The organism is Vibrio chagasii, from assembly GCA_041879415.1.
Lineage (GTDB): Bacteria > Pseudomonadota > Gammaproteobacteria > Enterobacterales > Vibrionaceae > Vibrio.
In genome coordinates, this window is record CP090851.1 from 36,785 (window position 1) to 61,575 (window position 24,791).

Annotated in this window: 22 protein-coding genes and 10 tRNA genes; 30 read left to right on the forward strand and 2 right to left on the reverse strand. The window is 44.8% G+C overall.

The annotated features are described in order from the left end of the window. Positions 1 to 26 precede the first annotated feature (26 nt). The 11 genes from mazG (at position 27) to rpoS (ending at position 10,476) form a co-directional block, all read left to right on the forward strand. Complete coding sequence (gene mazG / locus L0991_00190; GenBank protein ID XGB63823.1) at positions 27 to 824, forward strand: nucleoside triphosphate pyrophosphohydrolase; 798 nt, start codon at positions 27 to 29, stop codon at positions 822 to 824. Positions 825 to 974: 150 nt separating this feature from the next. Beyond that, positions 975 to 2,615, forward strand: a complete 1,641-nt coding sequence (locus tag L0991_00195) for a CTP synthase (GenBank protein XGB62518.1) — start codon at positions 975 to 977, stop codon at positions 2,613 to 2,615. An 80-nt stretch (positions 2,616 to 2,695) separates the two neighbouring features. Next, entirely contained in the window at positions 2,696 to 3,994 is a 1,299-nt protein-coding gene (gene eno, locus L0991_00200; GenBank protein XGB62519.1) for a phosphopyruvate hydratase, read from the forward strand. A 484-nt stretch (positions 3,995 to 4,478) separates the two neighbouring features. Further along, a complete protein-coding gene (ftsB, locus tag L0991_00205) occupies positions 4,479 to 4,760 on the forward strand; it encodes a cell division protein FtsB (protein XGB62520.1) in 282 nt (93 codons plus the stop codon). After that, positions 4,760 to 5,461 (forward strand): 2-C-methyl-D-erythritol 4-phosphate cytidylyltransferase, encoded by a 702-nt coding sequence (gene ispD / locus L0991_00210; GenBank protein XGB62521.1) that lies wholly within the window; start codon positions 4,760 to 4,762, stop codon positions 5,459 to 5,461. The genes ftsB and ispD overlap by 1 nt, the downstream gene beginning before the upstream one ends. Before the next feature lie 2 nt (positions 5,462 to 5,463). Further along, positions 5,464 to 5,943, forward strand: a complete 480-nt coding sequence (gene ispF, locus L0991_00215) for a 2-C-methyl-D-erythritol 2,4-cyclodiphosphate synthase (GenBank protein XGB63824.1) — start codon at positions 5,464 to 5,466, stop codon at positions 5,941 to 5,943. Between the two features lie 22 nt (positions 5,944 to 5,965). Beyond that, the gene (gene truD, locus L0991_00220) at positions 5,966 to 7,012 is read left to right on the forward strand and encodes a tRNA pseudouridine(13) synthase TruD (protein XGB62522.1); all 1,047 of its coding nucleotides are present in this window, start codon (positions 5,966 to 5,968) and stop codon (positions 7,010 to 7,012) included. Between the two features lie 77 nt (positions 7,013 to 7,089). Further along, positions 7,090 to 7,833, forward strand: coding sequence for a 5'/3'-nucleotidase SurE (surE, locus tag L0991_00225; protein XGB62523.1), 744 nt, complete (start codon positions 7,090 to 7,092; stop codon positions 7,831 to 7,833). Continuing rightward, a complete protein-coding gene (locus L0991_00230) occupies positions 7,834 to 8,460 on the forward strand; it encodes a protein-L-isoaspartate(D-aspartate) O-methyltransferase (protein XGB62524.1) in 627 nt (208 codons plus the stop codon). A 34-nt stretch (positions 8,461 to 8,494) separates the two neighbouring features. After that, complete coding sequence (gene nlpD / locus L0991_00235) at positions 8,495 to 9,397, forward strand: murein hydrolase activator NlpD (GenBank protein XGB62525.1); 903 nt, start codon at positions 8,495 to 8,497, stop codon at positions 9,395 to 9,397. A 98-nt stretch (positions 9,398 to 9,495) separates the two neighbouring features. Further along, entirely contained in the window at positions 9,496 to 10,476 is a 981-nt protein-coding gene (gene rpoS / locus L0991_00240) for an RNA polymerase sigma factor RpoS (GenBank protein XGB62526.1), read from the forward strand. Between the two features lie 87 nt (positions 10,477 to 10,563). On the opposite strand, the gene mutS is transcribed toward rpoS, so the two are convergent. Beyond that, entirely contained in the window at positions 10,564 to 13,125 is a 2,562-nt protein-coding gene (mutS, locus tag L0991_00245) for a DNA mismatch repair protein MutS (protein XGB62527.1), read from the reverse strand. A gap of 124 nt (positions 13,126 to 13,249) precedes the next feature. Between mutS and pncC the strand changes: the two genes are divergently transcribed. Together pncC and recA are read left to right on the forward strand one after the other, a co-directional pair. Continuing rightward, positions 13,250 to 13,744: a nicotinamide-nucleotide amidase gene (pncC, locus tag L0991_00250; GenBank protein XGB62528.1), complete on the forward strand. Its 495-nt coding sequence runs from the start codon at positions 13,250 to 13,252 to the stop codon at positions 13,742 to 13,744. A gap of 141 nt (positions 13,745 to 13,885) precedes the next feature. Beyond that, on the forward strand, positions 13,886 to 14,926 hold the full coding sequence (gene recA / locus L0991_00255; protein XGB62529.1) for a recombinase RecA: 1,041 nt from the start codon (positions 13,886 to 13,888) through the stop codon (positions 14,924 to 14,926). A gap of 159 nt (positions 14,927 to 15,085) precedes the next feature. Here the strand turns inward: recA and L0991_00260 are convergent, their stop codons facing one another. Beyond that, the gene (locus L0991_00260; protein ID XGB62530.1) at positions 15,086 to 15,964 is read right to left on the reverse strand and encodes a winged helix-turn-helix domain-containing protein; all 879 of its coding nucleotides are present in this window, start codon (positions 15,962 to 15,964) and stop codon (positions 15,086 to 15,088) included. 239 nt (positions 15,965 to 16,203) lie between these two features. Here L0991_00260 and L0991_00265 point away from each other — a divergent pair, with 239 nt between their 5' ends. From L0991_00265 to L0991_00345, 17 genes are all read left to right on the forward strand, one after another. Continuing rightward, positions 16,204 to 16,482, forward strand: coding sequence for a hypothetical protein (locus tag L0991_00265; GenBank protein ID XGB62531.1), 279 nt, complete (start codon positions 16,204 to 16,206; stop codon positions 16,480 to 16,482). A 164-nt stretch (positions 16,483 to 16,646) separates the two neighbouring features. Next, the gene (gene tpx, locus L0991_00270; protein XGB62532.1) at positions 16,647 to 17,153 is read left to right on the forward strand and encodes a thiol peroxidase; all 507 of its coding nucleotides are present in this window, start codon (positions 16,647 to 16,649) and stop codon (positions 17,151 to 17,153) included. A gap of 183 nt (positions 17,154 to 17,336) precedes the next feature. Next, positions 17,337 to 17,825 (forward strand): hypothetical protein, encoded by a 489-nt coding sequence (locus L0991_00275; GenBank protein XGB62533.1) that lies wholly within the window; start codon positions 17,337 to 17,339, stop codon positions 17,823 to 17,825. A 241-nt stretch (positions 17,826 to 18,066) separates the two neighbouring features. Then, a complete protein-coding gene (gene alaS, locus L0991_00280; GenBank protein ID XGB62534.1) occupies positions 18,067 to 20,649 on the forward strand; it encodes an alanine--tRNA ligase in 2,583 nt (860 codons plus the stop codon). A 220-nt stretch (positions 20,650 to 20,869) separates the two neighbouring features. Continuing rightward, positions 20,870 to 22,051 carry an aspartate kinase gene (locus L0991_00285; GenBank protein ID XGB63825.1) on the forward strand — a complete coding sequence of 394 codons (1,182 nt, stop codon included), beginning with the start codon at positions 20,870 to 20,872 and terminating at the stop codon, positions 22,049 to 22,051. Positions 22,052 to 22,143: 92 nt separating this feature from the next. After that, complete coding sequence (gene csrA / locus L0991_00290; GenBank protein ID XGB62535.1) at positions 22,144 to 22,341, forward strand: carbon storage regulator CsrA; 198 nt, start codon at positions 22,144 to 22,146, stop codon at positions 22,339 to 22,341. A gap of 475 nt (positions 22,342 to 22,816) precedes the next feature. After that, positions 22,817 to 22,909 (forward strand) — tRNA-Ser (locus L0991_00295). 43 nt (positions 22,910 to 22,952) lie between these two features. After that, positions 22,953 to 23,029, forward strand: a tRNA-Arg gene (locus L0991_00300). 44 nt (positions 23,030 to 23,073) lie between these two features. Beyond that, positions 23,074 to 23,166: transfer RNA gene (locus L0991_00305), tRNA-Ser, on the forward strand. Between the two features lie 89 nt (positions 23,167 to 23,255). Continuing rightward, a tRNA-Arg gene (locus L0991_00310) sits at positions 23,256 to 23,332 on the forward strand. A 53-nt stretch (positions 23,333 to 23,385) separates the two neighbouring features. After that, positions 23,386 to 23,462 (forward strand) — tRNA-Arg (locus tag L0991_00315). A gap of 79 nt (positions 23,463 to 23,541) precedes the next feature. Further along, a tRNA-Arg gene (locus L0991_00320) sits at positions 23,542 to 23,618 on the forward strand. A gap of 53 nt (positions 23,619 to 23,671) precedes the next feature. Next, a tRNA-Arg gene (locus tag L0991_00325) sits at positions 23,672 to 23,748 on the forward strand. Positions 23,749 to 23,806: 58 nt separating this feature from the next. Next, positions 23,807 to 23,883 (forward strand) — tRNA-Arg (locus tag L0991_00330). A gap of 57 nt (positions 23,884 to 23,940) precedes the next feature. Then, positions 23,941 to 24,017, forward strand: a tRNA-Arg gene (locus L0991_00335). Between the two features lie 57 nt (positions 24,018 to 24,074). Further along, positions 24,075 to 24,151: transfer RNA gene (locus tag L0991_00340), tRNA-Arg, on the forward strand. Between the two features lie 374 nt (positions 24,152 to 24,525). Next, entirely contained in the window at positions 24,526 to 24,783 is a 258-nt protein-coding gene (locus tag L0991_00345) for an oxaloacetate decarboxylase subunit gamma (protein ID XGB62536.1), read from the forward strand. The last annotated feature ends 8 nt before the right edge of the window (positions 24,784 to 24,791 follow it).

Sequence of the window (24,791 nt, forward strand, 5' to 3'; positions counted from 1 at the left end):
TCAAAGACAGTAATAGGAAGAAAACGATGAATCACCCGATTGAACAACTTGAACAGATCATGACTAAGCTGCGCGATCCAGAAGGTGGCTGTCCTTGGGATTTAAAACAAAATTTTGAAACAATTGTCCCGCATACTATCGAAGAGACCTATGAGGTGGTGGATGCGATCCACAACAAAGACTGGTCGAATCTGCAAGAAGAGCTTGGCGATTTACTGTTTCAGGTGATTTTTTACAGTCAGTTGGCGAAAGAGCAGGGGCTGTTTGAGTTTTCTGATGTGGTTGATGGCATCAATGAGAAGCTAACACGCCGTCACCCTCATGTGTTCTCGGATGCCGAGTTTGCTAGCGACGAAGAAATCAATGCGAACTGGGAAGCGGAAAAAGCCAAAGAAAAGGCACAAGCAGGCAAAACTCAAGAAAGTATTCTAGACTCAATACCAAACTCTCTACCTGCGCTTTCACGTGCTACAAAAATTCAAAAGCAGGTAGCGAAATATGGCTTTGATTGGGACTCAATTGGCCCAGTTGCCAACAAGGTAATAGAGGAAATGGATGAGGTGCTGGAAGAGGCGCTTCAAGTGACACCAAACGAAGATTTGGTTGAAGAAGAGTTGGGTGATTTGCTGTTTGCAACGGTGAATTTGGTGCGACATTTAGGTAAAAATCCTGAATCAGCTCTCAATAAGGCCAACTTGAAGTTTTCACGTCGCTTTAAAGGGGTGGAAGAAAAAGTGCGTCAACAAGATAAAAGTTTGACCGATTTTTCACTACAACAGCTTGATTCCATGTGGGATGAGGTAAAAGTAGCGGAGAAAAGATAACCAAAGCTTTTATCATGAATTGATTTGAAGCAAAAAATAAAAAATAGCAGTGTGATAGATTTCACGTTGTGGCGATAAGGGGCTTCTGGTATATTTTCATCCCGTCCAGAAGTAGTCCATTTCCCTCATTCAACCAATTTCAGGTTAAACATGACGACAAATTACATTTTTGTTACTGGCGGGGTTGTATCCTCTCTAGGTAAAGGTATTGCTGCAGCATCTCTTGCGGCTATTTTAGAAGCTCGTGGTCTTAAAGTGACTATGATGAAGCTTGACCCTTACATCAACGTTGATCCAGGCACTATGAGCCCGACTCAGCACGGTGAAGTGTTCGTTACGGAAGATGGCGCTGAAACAGACCTTGACCTTGGTCACTATGAGCGATTCATTCGCACCAAGATGACTAAGCGTAACAACTTCACTGCAGGTCGTGTTTACTCAGACGTACTAGCAAAAGAGCGTCGCGGTGATTACCTAGGTGCAACTATTCAGGTTATCCCACATATCACTAACTCTATCAAAGAGCGTGTTATTTCTGGCGCTGAAGGCCACGATATCGCGATCGTTGAAGTTGGTGGTACGGTTGGTGATATCGAATCTCTACCATTCATGGAAGCGATTCGTCAGCTAGCAGTAGAACTAGGCCGTGAACGCGCAATGTTCATGCACCTAACGCTAGTACCTTACCTAGCAGCTGCGGGCGAAGTGAAAACTAAGCCGACTCAGCACTCTGTAAAAGAGCTACTGTCTATTGGTATTCAGCCTGACATCCTAGTTTGTCGTTCTGACCGCAACATTCCTTCGAATGAGCGTAAGAAAATTGCTCTGTTCTGTAATGTGCAAGAAAATGCAGTTATTTCTATGCGCGATGTTGACTCTATCTACAAGATCCCTCAGCTTATTAAAGCTCAAGGCACTGATGATCTTGTATGTAAGCGTTTCGGCATTACAGCTCCAGAAGCAGATCTGTCTGAATGGGAACAAGTAATTTACGAAGAAGCTAACCCAACGGGTGAAGTGACGATTGGTATGGTTGGTAAGTACATTGAACTACCAGACGCATACAAATCAGTAAATGAAGCGCTAAAACATGCAGGCTTGAAAAATCGCCTAAGCGTTAATATTAAATACGTAGATTCACAAGACGTTGAGTCTCGTGGCGTAGAAATTCTAGAAGGCCTAGACGCAATTCTAGTACCTGGTGGCTTCGGTGACCGTGGTGTTGAAGGTAAGATTCTTGCTGCTCAATACGCACGTGAAAACAAAGTACCGTACCTAGGTATCTGTCTAGGCATGCAAGTAGCACTTATCGAGTACGCTCGTAATGTTGCGAAAATGGAAGGCGCACACTCTTCTGAGTTCTGTTCTGAGACTAAATACCCAGTTGTTGGCCTAATCACTGAGTGGGTAGACGGCGAAGGTAAAGTTGAAGAGCGTACAGAGACATCTGATCTAGGCGGCACAATGCGTCTAGGTTCACAGCTTTGTCACCTAGCGAAAGGTACGAAAGCTTACGAACTATACGGTAGCGCGACGATCCATGAACGTCACCGTCACCGTTACGAAGTGAACAACAATCTTCGTCCACAAATCGAAAAAGCGGGCCTAAAAGTATCGGGTCTATCTGCGGACAAGAAACTGGTTGAAGTTATTGAGAACCCGAACCACCCATGGTTCGTTGCAGCTCAATTCCACCCAGAGTTCACTTCAACACCTCGCGATGGTCACCCATTGTTTGCAGGTTTCGTTAAAGCGGCTGGTGAGTTCCAGCGCGGCGAGTTAGAGAAGTAAAAGGAATACAGGTAGCAGCGTAAGTTGTGCTGCTACCTTTAAATTTGACATTTATATATTCAACGAGAAGGAAACATTCAATGTCTAAGATCGTTAAAGTTCTAGGTCGTGAAATCATCGATTCACGTGGTAACCCAACTGTAGAAGCTGAAGTACACCTAGAAGGCGGTTTCGTAGGTATGGCTGCTGCTCCATCTGGCGCATCTACTGGTTCTCGCGAAGCTCTTGAGCTACGTGACGGCGACAAATCACGTTTCCTAGGTAAAGGTGTTCTTAAAGCAATTGAAGCTGTAAACGGCCCAATCGCTGAAGCTCTAGTTGGTAAAGACGCTAAAGCTCAAGCTGACGTTGACCAAATCATGATCGACCTTGACGGTACTGAGAACAAATCTCAGTTCGGCGCGAACGCTATCCTAGCTGTTTCTCTTGCGAACGCTAAAGCTGCTGCTGCAGCTAAAGGCATGCCTCTATACGAGCACATCGCTGAGCTAAACGGTACTGCTGGTCAGTTCTCTATGCCTCTACCAATGATGAACATCATCAACGGTGGTGAGCACGCTGATAACAACGTTGACATCCAAGAGTTCATGATCCAACCAGTTGGTGCTAAGACTCTTAAAGAAGGTCTACGTATCGGTGCTGAAGTATTCCACAACCTAGCTAAAGTTCTTAAGTCTAAAGGCTACAGCACTGCAGTTGGTGACGAAGGTGGCTTCGCTCCTAACCTTAAGTCTAACGCTGAAGCTCTAGAAGTTATCGCAGAAGCTGTTGCAGCTGCTGGTTACGAACTAGGTAAAGACGTTACTCTAGCTATGGACTGTGCTGCATCTGAGTTCTTCGACAAAGAAGCTGGCATCTACAACATGAAAGGCGAAGGTAAGACTTTCTCTTCTGAAGAGTTCAACCACTACCTAGCTGAGCTAGCTAACCAATTCCCAATCGTTTCTATCGAAGACGGTCTAGACGAGTCTGATTGGGCTGGCTTCAAGCACCAAACTGAACTACTAGGTGACAAGCTTCAACTAGTAGGTGACGATCTATTCGTTACTAACACTAAGATCCTTGCTGAAGGTATCGAGAAAGGCGTAGCTAACTCTATCCTTATCAAGTTCAACCAAATCGGTTCTCTAACTGAGACTCTAGCTGCAATCAAGATGGCTAAAGACGCAGGTTACACAGCTGTAATCTCTCACCGTTCTGGCGAAACTGAAGACGCAACTATCGCTGACCTAGCGGTAGGTACTGCTGCAGGTCAAATCAAGACTGGTTCTATGAGCCGTTCTGACCGTGTTGCTAAGTACAACCAACTAATCCGTATCGAAGAAGCTCTAGGTTCTAAAGCTCCTTTCAACGGTCTTAAAGAAGTTAAAGGTCAATAATCTCTCTGGTTTTTAAACCAAAGGAATTGTTAATCTAAGCTTTGAATGCCTCGCTAATGCGGGGCATTTTTTTGTCTGTAGAAATTGGCGGGAAGAAGCTCTAGGTTCTAAAGCTCCCCCCTTTTTACAACGAAAGCGGTCTTTAAAACGTTAAAGGTCAATAATTCCTAGCGAATTGTTAACTTAAAGCTTTTGAAACGCTCTACTTCGGTAGGGCGTTTTTTTGCCTAAAATTCGTCATTCCCTAGACTGACGAAGGAAGGAGTAGGGAATCTCTTATTTGCGTTCCCTGCGATAGGTTCTCAACTTATTGGCTCTTCGTTCTTGGGAATGACGTGGATCAGGAATCTCATCACTGGTTCCTAACGACAATAATTCCCCGACTTATTGATTCCCTGACACCACATATCTCGCACCAATAAGCTCATTATGGTATATATGTGCCTTATTCTAGTTCCTTCTTTTTCAACCGGCGAAAGGTGTTATGCGAATTTTTGCTTTAGTACTGCTCATAGTGTTTGGCTGGCTACAACACACACTGTGGCTCGGTAAAAATGGTATCTCTGATTACTACGGTGTGAACAATGAAATCCAAGTTCAGCAACAAGTTAACGAAAAATTAAAAGTTCGAAACGCTGAGATGTTTGCGGAAATCGACGACCTACGCCAAGGCTTAGATGCGATAGAAGAACGCGCACGTCATGAGCTTGGCATGGTTAAAGAAGGCGAAACGTTTTATCGCATCATTGGTGAGGAATCCCATTAATGTTGACTCAACCTCAAAGCGTGATTGCCGTTGTTCCTGCGGCGGGCGTTGGTAGCCGAATGAAGGCTGACCGTCCGAAGCAATATCTTGAGATCAATGGTAAAACGATTTTAGAGCATACTGTTGAGAAGCTCCTAGCTCACCCTCAAGTCTCTCAAATTGTCGTCGCAATCAGTGATGATGACCCATACTACCCAGAGCTACCCCTTACTCAGAATTCACAAGTGATTCGAGTCGTCGGTGGAGGTGAAAGAGCGGATTCCGTTCTTTCTGCTTTAGATTATATCGAGAAGCAACAGCTCGGTGATTGGGTGATGGTGCATGATGCAGCAAGGCCTTGTGTTCAGCTAAGTGATATCGACAAGTTAATATCGAGGGCGATGAGCCATGATGTTGGGGCAATCTTAGCAGCCCCAGTACGAGACACGATGAAGCGAGGCGCTCAAGGGCAAATTGATCATACTGTCGAGCGAGCCGATTTGTGGCACGCCCTCACACCACAAATGTTCAGAGCGGAACCTCTGTGGAATGTATTGAGCGAAGCGCTGCAACAAGGCGTTTCGATTACCGATGAAGCCTCTGCTTTTGAATGGAAAGGCTTCTCGCCCGCTTTAGTCGCCGGGCGTTCAGATAATTTTAAGATTACTCAGCCTGAAGATTTAGCGCTCGCTGAGTTCTATTTAAGTCAGAATAAGGAATAATGATGATTCGTATTGGCCATGGCTTTGATGTACATAAGTTTGGTGGTGAAGGCCCGGTAATTATCGGTGGTGTGAGCATCCCCTATGAACAAGGTCTTATCGCACACTCAGACGGTGATGTTGCCCTTCATGCGTTGTGTGACGCGCTGTTAGGGGCGATCGCCGCAGGCGATATCGGTCGTCATTTCCCTGATACTGACGATGAGTGGAAAGGCGCGGATAGCCGTGAGTTATTGAAAGACGTGTACCGCCGAGTAAAAGAGCAAGGCTATGTGATTGGCAATGCCGATATTACTATCATGGCGCAAGCGCCTAAAATGGCGCCTCATATAGACTCTATGTGCCAAGCCATTGCACAAGATTTAGAAACCAGCATCAGCAATGTGAACGTAAAAGCAACGACAACCGAGCGTTTAGGCTTTACGGGTCGCAAAGAGGGCATCGCATGTGAAGCGGTGGTCCTAATTACCAAAAGTGCATAAGCACCAACACGAAAAGAACAGCATGTCAGATATTTTATCTTCATTGGCTTATCTAAACGGTAAACCAACTGCGAAAGCAAAACTAAAAGCGAAAGCTGAACACTTTGTCGTTATCGAAGACTTGGGTTTTGAGTTTACGGGTGAAGGCGAACACTTAATGGTGCGCATTCGTAAAACAGGTGAAAACACGAGTTTCGTAGCCAATGAGTTGGCTAAAGCCTGTGGCGTTAAGTCGAAAGACGTAAGCTGGGCTGGCTTGAAAGACCGTCACGCAGTGACCGAGCAGTGGTTGAGTGTACACCTACCTAAAGGTGAGCCTGACTTTTCAGCGTTCTTAGCACAGTACCCAAGCATCGAAATTCTTGCGACAGCACGACACAACAAAAAATTGCGTCCGGGTGATTTAGTTGGCAACCAATTCGAGTTGACCTTGTCTGAAGTAACAGACTGCGATGATGTCGTAAAACGTCTAGAAAAAGTCGCTCAAGTGGGTGTACCAAACTACTTTGGTGCTCAGCGTTTTGGTAACGAAGGTAATAACTTGTCTGAAGCTCGTCGTTGGGGTCGTGATAATGTTCGTACTCGTAATCAGAATAAACGTAGCTTGTATCTTTCGGCTGCTCGTTCATGGATTTACAACTTAATCCTTTCTGACCGTATTGAGCAAGATGTGTTTGCATCGGTATTGGTTGGCGATATCGTGGTTAAAGATGGCGCTCAACTAACGGTGACGGCTGACAATCTTGAAGCTGTAAGCCAAGATGTTGCGAATGGTACTGCATTTGTGACGGTTGCTTTGGCCGGTGATAACGCTTTGCCAACGACTGATGAGTCTCAAGCTTTAGAGCAGAAACACCTTGATGCTGAACCGGATCTGATGGCTCTGATTCGTGGTAACCGTATGCGCCATGACCGCCGTGAAGCGTCTCTGAAACCGACTGATCTAACGTGGGAAGTGAGTGAAGATAATGTCACTCTGAAGTTCTCTCTTGATGCTGGCTGCTTTGCGACAGCTATCGTTCGTGAATTAGTCGAAGAAGTACACGTAGAGAGAAGCTACGAGCAGTAATGATTCTGCTTGGCACTAAGTGACTTAATATTGGTATTTAAGTCACTTAGCACTGGAATATGAAGAAAGGATACAGAATGAAGATTTTACTCAGCAACGATGATGGTGTGCATGCTCAAGGTATTCATGAGCTAGCAGATGAACTACGTGATCTTGCTGAAGTTATCATTGTAGCACCTGACCGTAATCGTTCAGGCGCTTCAAATTCATTAACTTTAGAACAGCCTTTACGTGTTCAAGAGATTGCTGAAAAGACCTATTCGGTACAGGGAACACCGACCGATTGTGTGCATTTCGCATTAAATGAGCTGCTAAAGGATGATATGCCTGACCTAGTGTTAACGGGCATTAACCATGGTGCAAACCTAGGTGATGACGTGTTGTACTCAGGTACAGTCGCAGCAGCAATGGAAGGACACTTTCTCGGTGTTCAATCGGTGGCATTTTCTCTGGTTGGTAAAAAACATTTTAAGACAGCGGCAGCGATTGCTCGTCGTATTGTCGAACAACATTTAGCAAAACCAATCCCAACCAACCGCCTTTTAAACGTCAATGTGCCGGATCTCTCTTTAGAACAGCTATCAGGGACTCAGGTCACTCGCCTTGGCGCACGTCACCATGCTGAAGATATGATTAAGCAAAAAGACCCTCGTGGTCATGATATTTATTGGCTTGGCCCTCCAGGTAAAGAGCAAGATGCGGGCGAAGGTACCGATTTCTATGCGATTGAGCATGGCTTTGTGTCGGTAACGCCATTGCAGGTCGATCTGACAGCACATGAGTCTTTAGGCGCTATGACAACATGGTTAGGGGAGAAGTAAGTGAGTAACCCACAAGCAGAACGCTTAATTACTTTTCTGATTGAAAATGGCATCCGAGACCAAAAAGTACTGGATGCGATTTACCAACTTCCAAGAGAGAGTTTTTTGTCTCAGGCTATGTATCATCAGGCTTATGACAATAATGCACTGCCTATCGGGCAAGGGCAGACCATATCACAGCCGTATATTGTTGCTAAAATGACCGAGTTACTCGAGCTGCAACAAGATAGCCGAGTTTTGGAAATCGGAACTGGTTCTGGCTACCAAACTGCTGTTTTAGCTCAACTTGTTGATCATGTTTATTCGGTTGAAAGAATAAAGTCGCTACAATGGGACGCAAAGCGTCGGCTAAAGCAGCTCGATTTTTATAATATTTCAACCAAACATGGTGATGGCTGGCAAGGTTGGTCCTCTAAAGGGCCTTTTGATGCGATCATCGTAACCGCTGCTGCAGAGTCTATTCCTCAAGCTCTTTTGCAACAGCTGAAAGATGGCGGTCGTCTATTGATTCCGGTTGGTGATGACGAACAACAGTTATTGAAGATCGTGCGTCATGGTGATGAGTTTTTATCGAGTGTCATCGAGATGGTGCGATTTGTACCTCTGGTTCCTGGTGAGCTAGCTTAATAAAAGACTTATGGTGTAGGTGGATAGAGAGTCGATGCGTTCGAAGTTGTTAAAAGGAAGCTCCTTACTGCTTAGCTGTGCACTTGTTGGGTGTGCAGCGAATTCGCCTGCGCCAGTTTCAAGCCTAAGTAAAAACTACTCATCGATTGATCGCGGTAGCTATCGCGGCAGTTACTACGAAGTGAAAAAAGGCGATACGCTTTATTTCATCGCGTATGTCACCAATAAAGATGTACAAGATCTGATTAGCTATAACAAACTTGCAGCCCCTTATACCATCCACCCTGGACAGAAGCTTAAGTTGTGGCGTCCTAGCTATAATGCACCAGCCTATGGTAAGACAACGGTTGCAGCTGCAGCAGTTGCCGCCCCTGTTGCTGCGTCGACTGCAAGTAAACCTAAAGCTACCCCGCAACAGAGCAAAAACTCTAAACCTGCGCCAGCTCAAACTACAGCCAAAGTGGCGAAAAAAGATCCACCAAAGAAGGTTGAACAATCCAAATCAAAGGAGTATGTTGGGTCTAAAGGTAAACAGAATGTTACACCGTCCACCAAACCAACAAGTGATAAAATATCCAAATGGTTATGGCCAACAAAAGGGAGAGTAATTAAGAATTTCTCTGTAGGCGAACAAGGAAATAAAGGCATAGACATAGCAGGACAGCGAGGTCAGCCAATAGTATCTACTGCAGGGGGAACGGTTGTTTATTCGGGTAATGCATTACGAGGCTACGGCAATCTAGTGATTGTGAAGCATAATGATAATTACTTAAGTGCATACGCGCATAACGACCGACTATTAGTATCTGAAGGGCAAAGTGTGAAACCAGGGCAGAAGATTGCAACAATGGGAAGCTCCGGAGCCAGCAGTGTTAGGCTGCACTTTGAGATTCGTTACCAAGGTAAATCCGTCAATCCAAAACGATATTTACCTTAAATACAATACCAACTAATCACGTATTGTATTGAGTGACACAGTCATTTAGCGACATATGAAGTTGTAATGTCATGCTAATTTCGCCAGGGGGAGGCGTTATGAGTATAAGCAATGCAGTAATCAAAGAAGAGTTCGATCTTGACCAAGTAACCACGGAATCGGAAACACTTGAACAAGAGAAGCGAACTGCTACTAAGAAAGCCGAAGTTAAAGAAGAAACAGAAGTTACTTCCAAGAGTTTAGATGCGACGCAACTGTATCTAGGCGAAATCGGTTTCTCACCACTACTAACCGCAGAAGAAGAGGTGCTATATGCGCGTCGAGCTCTACGCGGTGATGAAGCAGCACGCAAACGCATGATCGAAAGTAACCTGCGTTTGGTCGTTAAAATTTCTCGTCGTTATAGCAACCGTGGTCTAGCACTTCTTGATCTAATCGAAGAAGGTAACCTAGGTTTGATTCGCGCCGTAGAGAAGTTTGACCCAGAGCGTGGCTTCCGTTTTTCTACCTACGCGACATGGTGGATTCGTCAGACCATTGAGCGTGCTTTGATGAATCAGACTCGCACTATCCGTTTGCCAATTCATGTTGTGAAAGAGCTGAATATCTACCTGCGTACTGCAAGAGAACTATCACAGAAACTTGACCATGAACCAACAGCGGAAGAGATTGCTTCTAAGCTTGATAAACCTGTTGGTGACGTAAGTAAGATGCTTCGTCTAAACGAAAGAGTGAGCTCGGTAGATACGCCAATTGGCGGTGATGGTGAGAAAGCACTACTGGACATTATTCCAGATGTGAACAACTCAGATCCTGAGGTTTCGACTCAAGATAGCGATATCAAAAACTCACTGATCTTCTGGCTTGATGAGCTGAATCCTAAGCAGAAAGAGGTGCTTGCACGTCGATTTGGTCTACTAGGCTATGAACCGTCAACGCTAGAAGAAGTTGGTCGTGAAATCAGCCTGACTCGTGAACGCGTTCGTCAAATCCAAGTTGAAGGTCTTCGTCGTCTACGTGAGATCCTTATCAAGCAAGGTTTGAACATGGAAAACCTGTTCAACGTTGAAAACGACTAAACGATATCCATTTATATCGCATCAAAAAAACGCTGACTTAATGTCAGCGTTTTTGTTTTTATCGGGCTTAAAGATACTTGCCTTTGATTAGAGAAGTTTCTTCAAGCGGTACAACTCTTCCAGTGCTTGGCGTGGCGTCAGATCATCAGGATCAACGTTCGCTAATGCCTGTTCTACTTCACTTGGCTCAGGGATAAGGCTAAGTTGGTTCGCAATATCAACGCCGCTTGGCTTCGATGTAGGAGACTCAATGCTCAACGCTTCAAGTTGTGTCAGCTTCGCACGAGCATTCTTGATCACTGCCTTTGGTACGCCAGCTAACCCAGCAACCGCTAGGCCGTAAGACTTACTTGCTGCGCCTTCTTGAACTGCGTGCATGAAGGCGATGCTGTCACCGTGCTCTACTGCGTCTAAGTGAACGTTGGCCAGTGTTGGAATCTGGTTTGGTAGTTCGGTTAGCTCAAAGTAGTGCGTCGCAAACAGTGTCATCGCATTGATTTGATTCGCTAACCACTCTGCACTTGCCCAAGCTAGAGATAGACCATCGTAAGTACTAGTACCTCGACCGATTTCATCCATCAGTACCAGGCTGTTTGGCGTCGCGTTATGCAGAATGTTAGCCGTTTCTGTCATCTCAACCATGAAGGTTGAACGACCAGACGCGAGATCATCCGATGCACCAATTCGAGTAAAGATGCGGTCGATAGAGCCAATGGTTGCGCTCTCTGCTGGAACATAACAACCGATATGTGCCATTAGCGCGATAAGTGCTGTTTGACGCATGTAAGTCGATTTACCACCCATGTTTGGACCTGTGATGATCAGCATTTTACGCTTGTCGTTAAGGTCAATTGGGTTAGCAATGAATGGTTCATCCATCACTTGCTCAACCACAGGGTGACGGCCTGCTTGGATTTGGACGCCAGCAGATTCCGTCATAGTCGGACGGCAGTAATCAAGAGTATCAGCGCGCTCAGCTAAGTTCTGCAGTACATCAAGCTGAGACACAGAAGAGGCGATGTTTTGTAGTCGCTCTAAATGTGGCAGTAGCAAATCAAACAGCTCTTCCCATAATTGCTTCTCGATAGCCAGAGCTTTCGACTTAGAGTTTAGAACTTTGTCTTCGTGCTCTTTTAGCTCAGGAATAATGTAGCGCTCAGCGTTCTTTAGTGTTTGACGGCGAACATAGTGTGGCGGCACAAGGTGGCTTTGCCCGCGGCTTACCTGAATAAAGAAACCGTGTACGTTGTTGTAGCCAACCTTAAGTGTGTCGATACCATGGCGCTCACGCTCTTCTTGCTCCAATTGATCAAGGAATTCAGTTGCACCAGCAGCTAGGTTACGCCATTCGTCTAGTTCGGCATTGTAGCCTTCAGCGATAACACCACCATCGCGGATAACCACAGGTGGGTTCTCTTTGATGGCGCGCTCTAGTAGCTCCGATACTTCATCCAAAGGAGAAGCATACTGAGCAAGTTGAGTCAGGTATGGATGCTTAAGTTGGGTTAGCGTTTCTGCAAGTTCTGGTAGGTATTCCATCGCTTGACGAAGTCGCGCCATATCACGTGGGCGAGCCGAGCGAAGTGCCAATCGAGCCAAAATACGTTCAATATCACCAATCTGTTTCAGTGTTGGCTGCAGCTCAGTGAATAGCGCCAAATCTTTCATCTCACCAATCGCGTCTAGGCGTTGATCGAGTGCTGAGATATTACGCATTGGTTGATGTAACCAACGCTTAAGCATACGACTACCCATTGCGGTTGCAGTGTGGTCCAGCACTTCAGCGAGAGTGTTGTCAGTGCCACCGCCAAGGTTTTGCGTGATCTCTAGGTTACGGCGAGTCGCAGCATCAAGGATTACCGAGTGATCTTGCTTGTCCATTGTCAGTGAACGAATATGCGGAAGCGCAGTACGTTGAGTATCTTTTACATATTGAATAAGGCAGCCGGCTGCACACAAGCCAAGTTTTGCGCCTTCAACGCCAAAACCAACAAGGTCACGAGTGCCAAACTGTTGGTTCAACTGCTGCTTAGCGGTATCTAATTCAAATTCCCATACTGGACGACGACGATTGCCTGTGCGGCTTGCCATTAATTCAACGGGTTCGAAATCTTCAGGGAACAACAACTCACGCGGAGAGGTTCTCTGCAGTTCTGCTGCCATTGCTTCTTCGGTTTCAGGTTCACACAGTTGGAATCGGCCAGAGGTAATGTCTAACGTCGCGTAACCAAACTTACCGTTGTGGTGGTAAATAGCGGCGATTAAGTTGTCGACGCGTTCAGAAAGCAGTGCTTCATCGGTTACGGTACCCGGTGTCACGATACGTACTACCGCTCGCTCTACAGGGCCTTTTGAAAGTGCTGGATTACCAATCTGTTCACAAATTGCTACGGATTCGCCGAGTTGCACTAACTTAGCTAGGTATCCCTCAACGGCATGGTATGGGACGCCGGCCATTGGGATTGGCTCACCATTTGAAGAGCCGCGTTTAGTCAGTGAAATATCGAGGAGTTGAGACGCTTTTTTTGCGTCATCGTAGAAAAGCTCGTAGAAATCGCCCATGCGGTAGAATAGCAGAATTTCTGGGTTTTCTGCCTTCAGTTTTAGGTACTGCTGCATCATGGGAGTATGTTTTTGATCGGCTTTCACAGTTAACTTCTTTCGTTTATTTCTATTGCGGCTTAGGATACGTGAAAGCGTTTCGTGCGAAAAGCGGCTGAAGCGAAAAGATGCGCATCCAAATGTTCTAATGGTAAATAAAGGGAAGCTGACAATGCAGATGACTCAAGATCTTAGTGAAAAACTCGGACTGTTGCTTGCAGAGCACAATCAGGTGTTGGTGACTGCCGAATCTTGTACTGGTGGCGGTGTAGCAAGTGCGGTGACTGATATCGCGGGCAGTTCGGCTTGGTTTGACCGCGCTTTTGTCACTTATAGCAATGAAGCAAAACAAGAGATGATTGGCGTGCAGCTAGAAACCTTAGTGGAATTTGGTGCGGTCAGTGAACCTGTCGTCATCGAAATGGCTAAAGGTGCACTAGAGCATTCGAACGGAACCATCGCTGTGTCAATTAGTGGTATTGCAGGCCCTGGCGGCGGTACTGAAGACAAGCCCGTTGGTACAGTATGCTTTGCTTGGAAAGCGCTAAGTGGTTGGAATAAAGTGGAAACGCATGTATTTGATGGTGACAGATCACAAGTACGCCAACAAGCCACCCACCATGCCCTGCAAGTTATTTATGATTACCTATCAATGGAAGACAAGTAACATTTGTACAAATTATTTTCATACAGGTATAGACACTGTATGAATCAACAGTATAATGAAAGCCAATTAGTCACCCCTATGTGGGTTAGAAATAGATTCTAAATCGCTTGTTTCACGACAACCGATTACCTGGAGATAGTAATGGACGAGAATAAACAAAAAGCGTTAGCCGCAGCCCTTGGTCAGATTGAAAAACAATTTGGTAAAGGCTCTATCATGCGTCTTGGTGACAACCGTACAATGGATGTAGAAACGATTTCTACTGGTTCTCTATCTCTAGATATCGCACTAGGTGCTGGTGGTCTACCGATGGGTCGTATCGTTGAAATCTACGGTCCAGAATCTTCAGGTAAAACAACGCTAACACTTGAGCTGATTGCTGCTGCACAAAAAGTAGGTAAAACTTGTGCTTTCGTTGATGCTGAGCACGCACTAGACCCTATTTACGCTCAAAAGCTTGGTGTTGATATCGATGCACTTCTTGTTTCTCAACCTGACACTGGTGAACAAGCTCTAGAAATCTGTGATGCTCTAGCGCGTTCTGGTGCTATCGACGTATTGGTTGTCGATTCAGTAGCAGCACTAACACCAAAAGCTGAAATCGAAGGCGAAATGGGCGACAGCCACATGGGTCTTCAAGCTCGTATGCTTTCTCAAGCAATGCGTAAGCTGACTGGTAACCTTAAGCAGTCTAACTGTATGTGTATCTTCATTAACCAAATCCGTATGAAGATTGGTGTAATGTTTGGTAACCCAGAAACAACAACTGGTGGTAACGCACTTAAGTTCTACGCATCTGTTCGTCTTGATATTCGTCGTACTGGTTCTATCAAAGAAGGTGACGAGATCGTTGGTAACGAAACGCGCATTAAAGTTGTTAAGAACAAGATTGCTGCACCGTTTAAACAAGCTGAAACTCAAATCCTATACGGCCAGGGCTTTAACCGTGAGGGTGAGCTGATTGACCTAGGTGTTAAGAACAAGCTAGTTGATAAAGCCGGCGCTTGGTACAGCTACAAAGGCGATAAGATCGGTCAAGGTAAATCGAACTCTTGTAAGTTCCTACGTGAAAACCCAGAGATCGCTCTAGAGCTAGATACTAAACTTCGTGAACTACTACTGACTCCTGCTGTTCTTGATGAGAAAGAAGTAGAAAAAGAAGAAGAGAACGAAGAGTTTTAATCTAAATCGTTACTCTTAGCTAAGAACTTGAAGCCTTGCATTGTATGCGGGGCTTTTTTATTGGCTGACACACAGCACTTCCTCAGTTTCTTATTGCGGTGGTCGCTCTCTAAACCTCCCTCAAAGCTAAGCCACTGATTTCTTGAGCGACAAGAGCATTTATTGCTGTGGTTTGCCTTTACAGTAAAAGGACTCCAGTAAGGGAGTAATAATGGATGGGTAAATATTGAGACCGTCTAGCTTCTGTTTGAAGATATTTTGGCTCTTTCGATTGTTCGTAAAAACAAAAGCATACATTGAAATGATGTTGTCTCGGAAAGCTGAGTTAGTGATACGAATGTAGATACTTTTTACATTGCACTGCGATAGCTCGAGGTTATTGATGTATGAGGTCATTTCGGGATCAGTGATTGTATTTGATTGGTCATGAACATAAAGCGTGGCGCTGCCAAAAGGGTAGGACTGGTAGTTGTCTTTATCCAAGAATGGCGCTCGCTCTTTGTTGTAATGAATGGAGTAGTAGGCGACCAATATGATGCCAAGCCACAGGGCACATAAATTTAACGTAAATTGACGAGGAAACTTGGTTTTCGTTGTTTGATTACTGACTGGTTGCTGTAAATCAGGGCTTATCTTTTCGTCATCAATGCGAGTTTCTGCATCCGCCAATTCAAGTTGCACTTCCGCCTCAACGATAGATTTAACTTCTTCAACCTGCAAATCTTGTTGCTTTGGTGAGATCACCAATAAGTAACCTTGCTTACTGATTGTTTTGAGCTCTAGCTCGTTAGTGTCTAATTTTTTGAATACTTTTCGAATATAACTAATGGTGTTGGTTAGGGACTGATCGGTAACCAACACACCTTGCCAACACTCTTCAAACAACTCCTCTCGCGAAACGCATCTATCTTGGTGCTTTAACAAGTACAACAGAACCTTGAACGGTAGAGGGCGCATGCTGACCGTGATATCCGCTGGATGGTGAGTCAGTGTCCTTATCTCAATATCAATAGTGACGGAATCGGTGATACTACGCATTTGATTCATGGGCTTAGTAATTTAAATGAAGTTCATTTTGGCGGGCGGTACTTTAAGCATAGGAGGGCTGTCTGTAACTGTAAAATCTCATTGGTTATATAAAGATTACATTTAGCTATGTGGTTATGTTTTTGTTTGGCAATGGTTTGTGGTGGAAGCGATGGCTGGTTGCTAACGTAATGCCGCCTCGAGCTTGGGTGATAGCTTGACTTCTAATCGTTGTTTTAAAGGTAATTAGGATGCCAGAAATTAAACAGAAAAACTCTCAATCGGTGAATCAGCTGTTGCAAGAGTATAAGGACGTCACTTCCATAGAGTCCTTTCAACTGGATGTTATTCAGTCTCTTACTAAGATTTTTGCCGATAAAGAGAAGAGCCTTGAACGCTGCGACAAGGTGACCTTACTAAAGGTTGCTCAGCAGAATATTGATCAAGAAATTGATTTCTCTCTTTCTGTTGGTTTCGACGATGCGGTTCCTATCCTCAATCAAATACGAAAAGTAATCGAAGCTGCCTAAGCGTTGAATTTGCACCCGAGGGTTAATAAACGTTTTTACTGACTTCGCAGGTGCAAATTACGAATGACATATAGATAAGAGATGTTCAATTTGAGTGTCTTTAGATAACAGCAACACAGTCAGCTAGAACAGCCATTTTAAGAATTACATTGAAAGGAATAAACATGAACACAGTGACATTTATGGGCGATAAAATCGCACTAGCAGGTGACTTCCCACAAAAAGGTGAAGTACTTACTACACCAGCAATGACATCGGTATCGCTAGCACCACTAACGATTTCAGAAAAACAAGCTGATTTTAAACTGATCTACTTGTTCCCAAGCGTTGATACACCAGTATGTTCAAGCAGTACTAAGGTGATCTCTGAACTAGCAGAGCTAAAATCAGAGTCAGTAGATGTATACACGGTTTCAACCGATCTACCATTTGCGCTTGCTCGTTACCAAGAGAGCGAAGGTGTGGAAGGTGTGGAGCAGCTATCGGTATTCAAAAATCCAGAGCTATTAAAAACATTCGGTACACAGTTTGAAGAGCATGCACTATCTGGCTTGTCAGCTCGTGCCGTTATTCTACTAGATTCGAACAATGTAGTGTTGCACAGCGAACTGGTTTCGGAAGTGACTGAAGAGCCAAACTACAACGCTATTGTTGAAGCTCTAAAAGCTTAATCATAGCGAGAGGCCTTGGTGAATTTTGGTCACCAAGGCTTCACCGTTATTTACGCGAAACTTTATGGATTACAATATTTTGCTGAACCTTAGCAGGTTTCAGTCTACGCTTATAATTCCGATGCTTGCTGTGGATGATAGGCAAGTAAGTAGAGAATTAAATAAGATACAAGGTGTCACGCATTGATAAAATCTAAGCCTGCAATTTTTGTCATGATTTCAGCGTTAGGTGCATTGATTCTGGCAATTGTATTACTCACTCAACCTATCTCTTTAAGAGGTAGCCAGTGGGCGTGTAACCTCAAACATTTGGGCTTTGTTACGCCATCGTATGCGCGGTACTCTGAGTTGAATGAATTTATGCTGTACTCGTTTAGTTCTGACGAAGATTTTTTTGTCAGCGATAGGATTCAAACTCTGAATCAGCACGGGGTGGTCGAAACGGCAGAGGTTGTGTTTGTCGGGAAATACACATTGCAAGACAACCATTTAGAGATGGTGTTTAATGAAGTGAACTTCAGACATAAACATCCGAATGACATGATCAATCGTAATCAGGCACTGTATAAGGGGTTTACGATTCAATACGATATTGAATTGGATGGTGATTTTCTTTACCTGTTCTCAGCTAATAACAGCGAAGAGTTCAATCATATCTGTACTAAGCGCTAGTCTTCCCAAATCATCCACTTCCCTACTTATCAGAGTTTATTTAAGCTTTTCCCATAAACATTCACCCTACCGTTTTTCTTTATATCTACTAGTTACAACCTAGTGGAATATTCTTCATTTTCGCTAATTCCAACTAAAATCCTATCCAAGGGCGTCTTTTCTGCAAGAAAACTAGTCGAAGCCTTAACCATGATCTACAATACGGCAAAATTTTAACTCGACTATTTTCAGGAAGAGCTGCATGTACATGAGCACTGATGAGGTTCGCAACGCGTTCCTTAAGTTCTTTGAGAGCAAAGGACACCAAATCGTAGACAGTTCATCGTTAGTTCCACATAACGATCCAACCCTGCTATTCACTAACGCAGGTATGAACCAATTCAAAGATTGTTTCTTAGGCGCCGAGAAGCGTGCCTACACTCGAGCGACTACGGCTCAACGTTGTGTACGTGCTGGCGGTAAACACAATGACCTTGAAAACGTAGGTTTCACGGCTCGTCACCACACATTTTTTGAAATGCTTGGTAACTTCAGCTTTGGTGACTACTTCAAAGAAGACGCGATTGCGTTTGCTTGGGAATTCCTAACAGAAACTCTACAACTGCCAAAAGATCGTCTATTGGTAACGGTATACGAGACAGATGACGAAGCATTCGATATCTGGAACAAGAAAGTAGGTGTACCTGCTGACCGTATCGTTCGCATCGGCGACAAAGAAGGCGGTAAACAGTTCGAGTCTGACAACTTCTGGACAATGGGTGACACAGGTCCTTGTGGTCCATGTACTGAGATTTTCTACGATCACGGTGAACACATTTGGGGCGGCCGTCCAGGTACTCCTGAAGAAGATGGTGACCGTTTCATCGAGATCTGGAACAACGTATTCATGCAGTTCAACCGTCACGCAGACGGCACAATGGAACCGCTACCTAAGCCTGCTGTTGATACAGGTATGGGTATTGAGCGTATCTCTGCAATCATGCAAGGCGTACACTCAAACTACGAAATCGATGTATTCCAAAAGCTAATCAAAGCAACGGCTGAAACGATCGGTTACGAAGACCTATCAAACCAGTCGCTACGCGTTATTGCTGACCACATCCGTTCTTGTTCATTCCTGATCGCTGACGGCGTTATGCCTTCAAACGAAGGTCGTGGTTACGTTCTACGTCGTATCATCCGTCGTGCAGTTCGTCACGGCAACAAGCTTGGTGCACAAGGCGTATTCTTCCACAAACTTGTGGGTGTTCTGGCTGAAGTGATGGGCTCTGCAGCAGATGAGCTGAAGAAGCAACAAGAGCTTGTTGAAAAAGTACTTCGTATCGAAGAAGAGAACTTTGGTCGCACACTAGAGCGCGGCATGGTTATCCTGAACGAAGCACTAGACGCACTTGAAGGCAAAGAGCTAGATGGTGAAACAGTATTCAAACTTTACGATACCTACGGCTTCCCAGCTGATTTAACTAACGACGTAGCTCGTGAGCGTGACTTCACCATTGATGAAGAAGGCTTCGAGAAGGCGATGGAAGTTCAGCGTCAGCGTGCACGTGAAGCGGGCCAATTCGGCACTGACTACAACGCGACGATCAAAGTGGAAACTAACACTGAGTTCTGTGGTTACACAGGTACAGAAGGTGCTGGTGAGATCTCTGCACTGTTCGTTGAAGGCGAAGAGGTTGCTTCTCTGTCTGCGGGCGATAAAGCAATCATCATCCTTGAAGAGACGCCATTCTACGCGGAATCAGGCGGTCAATGTGGTGATACAGGTACGCTAAAAACTGCGTCTGGTCTTTTCAAAGTTGAGGACACTCAAAAACTAGGTAACGCATTTGCACACCACGGTGAGCTAGTTGAAGGTGTGTTCGCGAAGGGCGATAAAGTAGAAGCTACAGTAGACGCTGAGCGTCGTGCTGCTATCTCACTTAACCACTCTGCAACTCACTTACTTCACGCTGCACTGCGCGAAGTTCTTGGTGAGCACGTAGCTCAAAAAGGTTCTTTGGTTAAGCCTGACAACCTACGTTTTGACTTCTCTAACCTTGAAGCGGTAACACCTGAACAACTTAAAGAAGTAGAGCGTTTGGTTAACGCACAAGTTCGTAAGAACCATGTAATTGAAACTCACATCATGGACATCGAGTCAGCGAAAGAAAAAGGTGCGATGGCACTGTTTGGCGAGAAGTACGATGATGAAGTTCGCGTTCTGTCTATGGGCGATTTCTCTACTGAGCTTTGTGGTGGTATCCACGCAAGTAACACTGGTGACATTGGCCTGTTCAAGATCACTTCTGAAGGTGGTATCGCAGCGGGTATTCGCCGTATCGAAGCGGTAACGGGTGAAGCTGCACTAGATGCAGTAGAAGCTCAAGCTAACGCTTACGAAGAGAAACTGGCTGAGTCAGCTAAGAAAGCGAAATCTCTAGAGAAAGAAATCCAACTACTTAAAGAAAAGATGGCTGCAGCTGAAAGTGCAAACATCATGGGCAAAGTAGAGGAGATCTCAGGTACTAAGGTACTGGTTGCTGCTATTGAAGGTGCAGACAACAAGAACCTACGTACTATGGTTGATAACGCTAAAAACCAAGTAGGTAGCGGTATCATCCTAATCGCTAACGTAGCAGACGGTAAAGTTGGCTTGATTGCTGGTGTTACTAAAGACCTTATCGGCAAAGTAAAAGCGGGTGACCTAGTTAAGATGGTTGCTGAGCAAGTTGGCGGTAAAGGCGGCGGTCGCCCAGATATGGCTCAAGCGGGTGGTACTGACGTTGAAGCACTACCTGAAGCGCTTAAATCTGTACGTACTTGGCTAGAAGAGCGTCTTTAAGCTTAAGTAATTGATACAAAGATGCCCAATCAGTTGATTGGGCATCTTTTATTTTGCCTATTGGAAGAGTGTCTAAACCAGGTTTGATTGAGATTAACCAAGAAGTCTAATGTCAACGTTAGACTTCTTGGTTAATTTTTTATTGCTTCGCCATGACGCGGAGCGTGTGTTTTTTTGTCATATATAGACATTGGTCTTGGGAAGGTGAGGACGGGTGAAAATGCCTCTTATCGTGCAGAAGTTTGGCGGAACGTCAGTGGGTTCAATAGAACGAATCCAACATGTAGCAGAGAAAATCATTGAAGCGAAAAATGAAGGCAATCAAATCGTGGTTGTGGTTTCTGCTATGTCAGGTGAAACAAATCGGTTGGTTAACTTAGCCACTCAAATCGATAGCGTACCAAATGCTAGAGAATTGGATGTGTTGTTAACGGCTGGAGAGCAAGTTTCCATGGCACTGTTGGCGATGACGCTGCACAAGTTAGGTTATGAAGCGACATCGATGACAGGCTACCAAGCGAGAATTCACACCGATTCGAATCATAACAATGCGACGATTGAGCGTATTGATACTGCTCCTATTCAAGCTCTTTTGGAGGACGGCCAAATAGTGATTGTGGCAGGCTTTCAAGGCATCAATGCTAAAGGTGATATCACGACATTAGGTCGTGGTGGCTCTGATACTACAGCGGTTGCGTTAGCAGGAGCCCTGCAAGCCAAAGAGTGCCAGATCTATACTGATGTTGATGGCGTTTACTCGTGTGACCCTCGAGTTGTTAAACACTCAAAGAAACTCGATACCTTAGATTTTCCATCGATGGAAGAGATGGCCCGACGTGGTGCTAAGGTGCTGCACCTTCCGTGTGTTCAGTATGCTTGGCAACACAATGTGCCATTGCGCGTGCTTTCAAGCTTTGAACAAGGCGAGGGCACATTGATTGCGGGCGACCAGTGTTTGAATGATATTTCAGGCCTCGCTATACAAAGAGATATGGTGCGTATTGAGTGTTTGAATGAGGACCTAGATTCTTTCTTATCGCATTGCCAACTGTTAGGAATTGAAGTCTGTAGTGTGATCGAGGAAACAGATCGGGCAGCACTCATTATCAAACAAGACATAAGTGCCAAATTAAAACTAGTTTTTGATGAGAAAATCCGTAATAGTGAACAGGTTAGTTTGTTAACTGTGGTAGGAAGCCGAACACAAGAAATTGTGGTCAGTTCACATGGATTGTTGTCTGAAGGCGAAATTGATGTACAGCATCACTTATTGCAGCAGCAGTCTTTAACCTTGGTGGTATCACCAACGCAAGTCGATATGGCTGCTAACATATTACACAATGCATACATCGTAGCGCGTGAAGCACAGGGTTATCCTAAAAAAGAAGTGCATTTTGGTTAAATAAACTCAATCGATAGTTTACGAAAATATAACTTTTGTTGGATAATGCTCTCGTAGCTAGATAAATTTAGAGATTACTCAAGGAGCAAAGAATGCTAATTTTGACTCGCCGCGTTGGCGAAACACTGATGATTGGTGATGAAGTAACAGTTACTGTACTAGGCGTTAAAGGTAACCAAGTACGTATTGGTGTTAACGCACCTAAAGAAGTATCTGTTCACCGTGAAGAGATCTACATGCGCATTCAAGCTGAAAAAGGTAATGGTAACGTTGCATCTGGCAACTACTAATACTTTGCGTAGAGAAGAGGCTAGCATTACTGCTAGCCTTTTTTGATCTTGGAGTATGAGAAATCGATGTCAGGGTATTGATTAGCCGGATGGTGCGTTTGTTTTGATTCCATTGTGTGAATACTCCAGTAAGCGGAGTGTCATCTGAGTTCTTGCATGATGAAGCTCGCAGCGATATTTATCTGCCACACTTCAAGATTTATTGGCTTCCCCTATAGCGCAAATACGCATCCCGTAGTATTGTTCATCCAGCGGTAGCACTTGCTGCTGGAGAAATTAGATAATTGTTTTTAGCGGTTTATTATTGCTAATCTTTCGCCTTAATTTTTAAGGGAAAAAGCGCGCTTTTGATGTTATAAGTTCAAATTGCAAGCGCTTTGATTAAATAGCAAACGGTTGAGTGTTTTTGTCCAATTTTTTTCAATAAAGTGTTTGACATATTTTCGGTAAAACGTAATATGTGCCTCCGCAAGACGGTGAGGTGGCCGAGAGGCCGAAGGCGCTCCCCTGCTAAGGGAGTATGTGGTTTGTAGCTGCATCGAGGGTTCGAATCCCTCCCTCACCGCCATTTCTTGCGAGTCTAAAGTTAGCAACTTAGACAATGTAAATGTGCGTCCTTAGCTCAGCTGGATAGAGTACCTGGCTACGAACCAGGCGGTCGGAGGTTCGAATCCTCCAGGACGCGCCATTCTCTCTTCTCTTACTTGTAAGTGATGTGAGAATAATGAATTAGGTGAGGTGGCCGAGTGGCCGAAGGCGCTCCCCTGCTAAGGGAGTATGTGGTTTGTAGCTGCATCGAGGGTTCGAATCCCTCCCTCACCGCCATTCATTACAGGCCGATGGCCTTTTTTTTTCTTCGTAGCAAGAAGAATGTGATATATTTCACAACTTCATTCTGAATGAATGAACACCGTGCGTCCTTAGCTCAGCTGGATAGAGTACCTGGCTACGAACCAGGCGGTCGGAGGTTCGAATCCTCCAGGACGCGCCACTATTTAAGGGTCTGTTGATCCTCGTATTGACTAAGTTGATACTAAAACCTGTGCGCTCTTAGCTCAGCTGGATAGAGTACCTGGCTACGAACCAGGCGGTCGGAGGTTCGAATCCTCCAGAGCGCGCCACTATTTAGGGTTTGCTTCTAATAAGAATGTGAATCCCGATATTGATAAATCGTTCGTCGAGAATTAATATCAAAACCGTGCGTCCTTAGCTCAGCTGGATAGAGTACCTGGCTACGAACCAGGCGGTCGGAGGTTCGAATCCTCCAGGACGCGCCACTATTCAAGGGTCTGTTGATCCTTGTATTGACTAAGTTGATACTAAAACCCGTGCGCTCTTAGCTCAGCTGGATAGAGTACCTGGCTACGAACCAGGCGGTCGGAGGTTCGAATCCTCCAGAGCGCGCCACTCTTTAGGGTTTCCATTGTGAACTCCTGATGTTGCGAATACCAATATCGAAAACTGCGCGTCCTTAGCTCAGCTGGATAGAGTACCTGGCTACGAACCAGGCGGTCGGAGGTTCGAATCCTCCAGGACGCGCCACTCTTTAGGGTTTCCTTGTGAACTCCTGATATTGGGAATGCTGATATCGAAAACCGTGCGTCCTTAGCTCAGCTGGATAGAGTACCTGGCTACGAACCAGGCGGTCGGAGGTTCGAATCCTCCAGGACGCGCCACTCTTTAGGGTTTCCTTGTGAACTCCTGATATTGGGAACACTGATATCGAAAACCGTGCGCTCTTAGCTCAGCTGGATAGAGTACCTGGCTACGAACCAGGCGGTCGGAGGTTCGAATCCTCCAGAGCGCGCCACATTATAAAAAAAGCCTCGTTTTCACGAGGCTTTTTTTATGTCTGATATATAAATGTTGATCAAATGTTAAAATTACTTAACATTTAACTTGTTGTATTTTAAGTGGTTATCGAATACTTCCTTGTTATTCTACCTTTCTCATATCATTTCTTAAAAAAGCTCCATTTAAGTCACAGTTTAATTCTCTGAAAATTACATATTTGACAGATTTATGTGATCTGACAGGCGAATAATTAACCTAATGTGTGCGTTATCCGTAACAGAACCTTAAACAAAATTGACAAAATTTTACCAATCGAGATAATCCAAGGGTCGGGATCACTATTCGCTGAAATCCTGTACATATGTCAGGATGACGAAGAAAGGAAGCAACATGACTAATATTGGAAGCCTGCTAGGAGATGCGGCGACTCTGATGATAACGGGGATGTCCGTTGTCTTTATTTTCCTAACTATTCTAGTTTACCTCGTTCGGTTGATGTCAAAACTGGTACCAGAAGAAGTACCAGAGCCGATCGCAGCACCTAAAAAAATTCAAAAATCACAATCAAACCCTTCAGCTGTTAGTCCACAGGTAGTGGCAGCAATTTCGGCCGCGGTTCATCAATACCGTGCGTCGACTGCTAAGTAGCATTTAAA

Coding starts and splice junctions, on each gene's coding strand:
- csrA (XGB62535.1), top strand. CDS start 22,144: ATGCTAATTTTGACTCGCCGCGTTGGCGAAACACTGATGATTGGTGAT.
- truD (XGB62522.1), top strand. CDS start 5,966: ATGTCAGATATTTTATCTTCATTGGCTTATCTAAACGGTAAACCAACT.
- eno (XGB62519.1), top strand. CDS start 2,696: ATGTCTAAGATCGTTAAAGTTCTAGGTCGTGAAATCATCGATTCACGT.
- alaS (XGB62534.1), top strand. CDS start 18,067: ATGTACATGAGCACTGATGAGGTTCGCAACGCGTTCCTTAAGTTCTTT.
- ispF (XGB63824.1), top strand. CDS start 5,464: ATGATTCGTATTGGCCATGGCTTTGATGTACATAAGTTTGGTGGTGAA.
- nlpD (XGB62525.1), top strand. CDS start 8,495: ATGCGTTCGAAGTTGTTAAAAGGAAGCTCCTTACTGCTTAGCTGTGCA.
- L0991_00345 (XGB62536.1), top strand. CDS start 24,526: ATGACTAATATTGGAAGCCTGCTAGGAGATGCGGCGACTCTGATGATA.
- tpx (XGB62532.1), top strand. CDS start 16,647: ATGAACACAGTGACATTTATGGGCGATAAAATCGCACTAGCAGGTGAC.
- ftsB (XGB62520.1), top strand. CDS start 4,479: ATGCGAATTTTTGCTTTAGTACTGCTCATAGTGTTTGGCTGGCTACAA.
- L0991_00265 (XGB62531.1), top strand. CDS start 16,204: ATGCCAGAAATTAAACAGAAAAACTCTCAATCGGTGAATCAGCTGTTG.
- recA (XGB62529.1), top strand. CDS start 13,886: ATGGACGAGAATAAACAAAAAGCGTTAGCCGCAGCCCTTGGTCAGATT.
- mazG (XGB63823.1), top strand. CDS start 27: ATGAATCACCCGATTGAACAACTTGAACAGATCATGACTAAGCTGCGC.
- surE (XGB62523.1), top strand. CDS start 7,090: ATGAAGATTTTACTCAGCAACGATGATGGTGTGCATGCTCAAGGTATT.
- ispD (XGB62521.1), top strand. CDS start 4,760: ATGTTGACTCAACCTCAAAGCGTGATTGCCGTTGTTCCTGCGGCGGGC.
- L0991_00285 (XGB63825.1), top strand. CDS start 20,870: ATGCCTCTTATCGTGCAGAAGTTTGGCGGAACGTCAGTGGGTTCAATA.
- pncC (XGB62528.1), top strand. CDS start 13,250: ATGCAGATGACTCAAGATCTTAGTGAAAAACTCGGACTGTTGCTTGCA.
- L0991_00260 (XGB62530.1), bottom strand. CDS start 15,964: ATGCGTAGTATCACCGATTCCGTCACTATTGATATTGAGATAAGGACA.
- L0991_00195 (XGB62518.1), top strand. CDS start 975: ATGACGACAAATTACATTTTTGTTACTGGCGGGGTTGTATCCTCTCTA.
- rpoS (XGB62526.1), top strand. CDS start 9,496: ATGAGTATAAGCAATGCAGTAATCAAAGAAGAGTTCGATCTTGACCAA.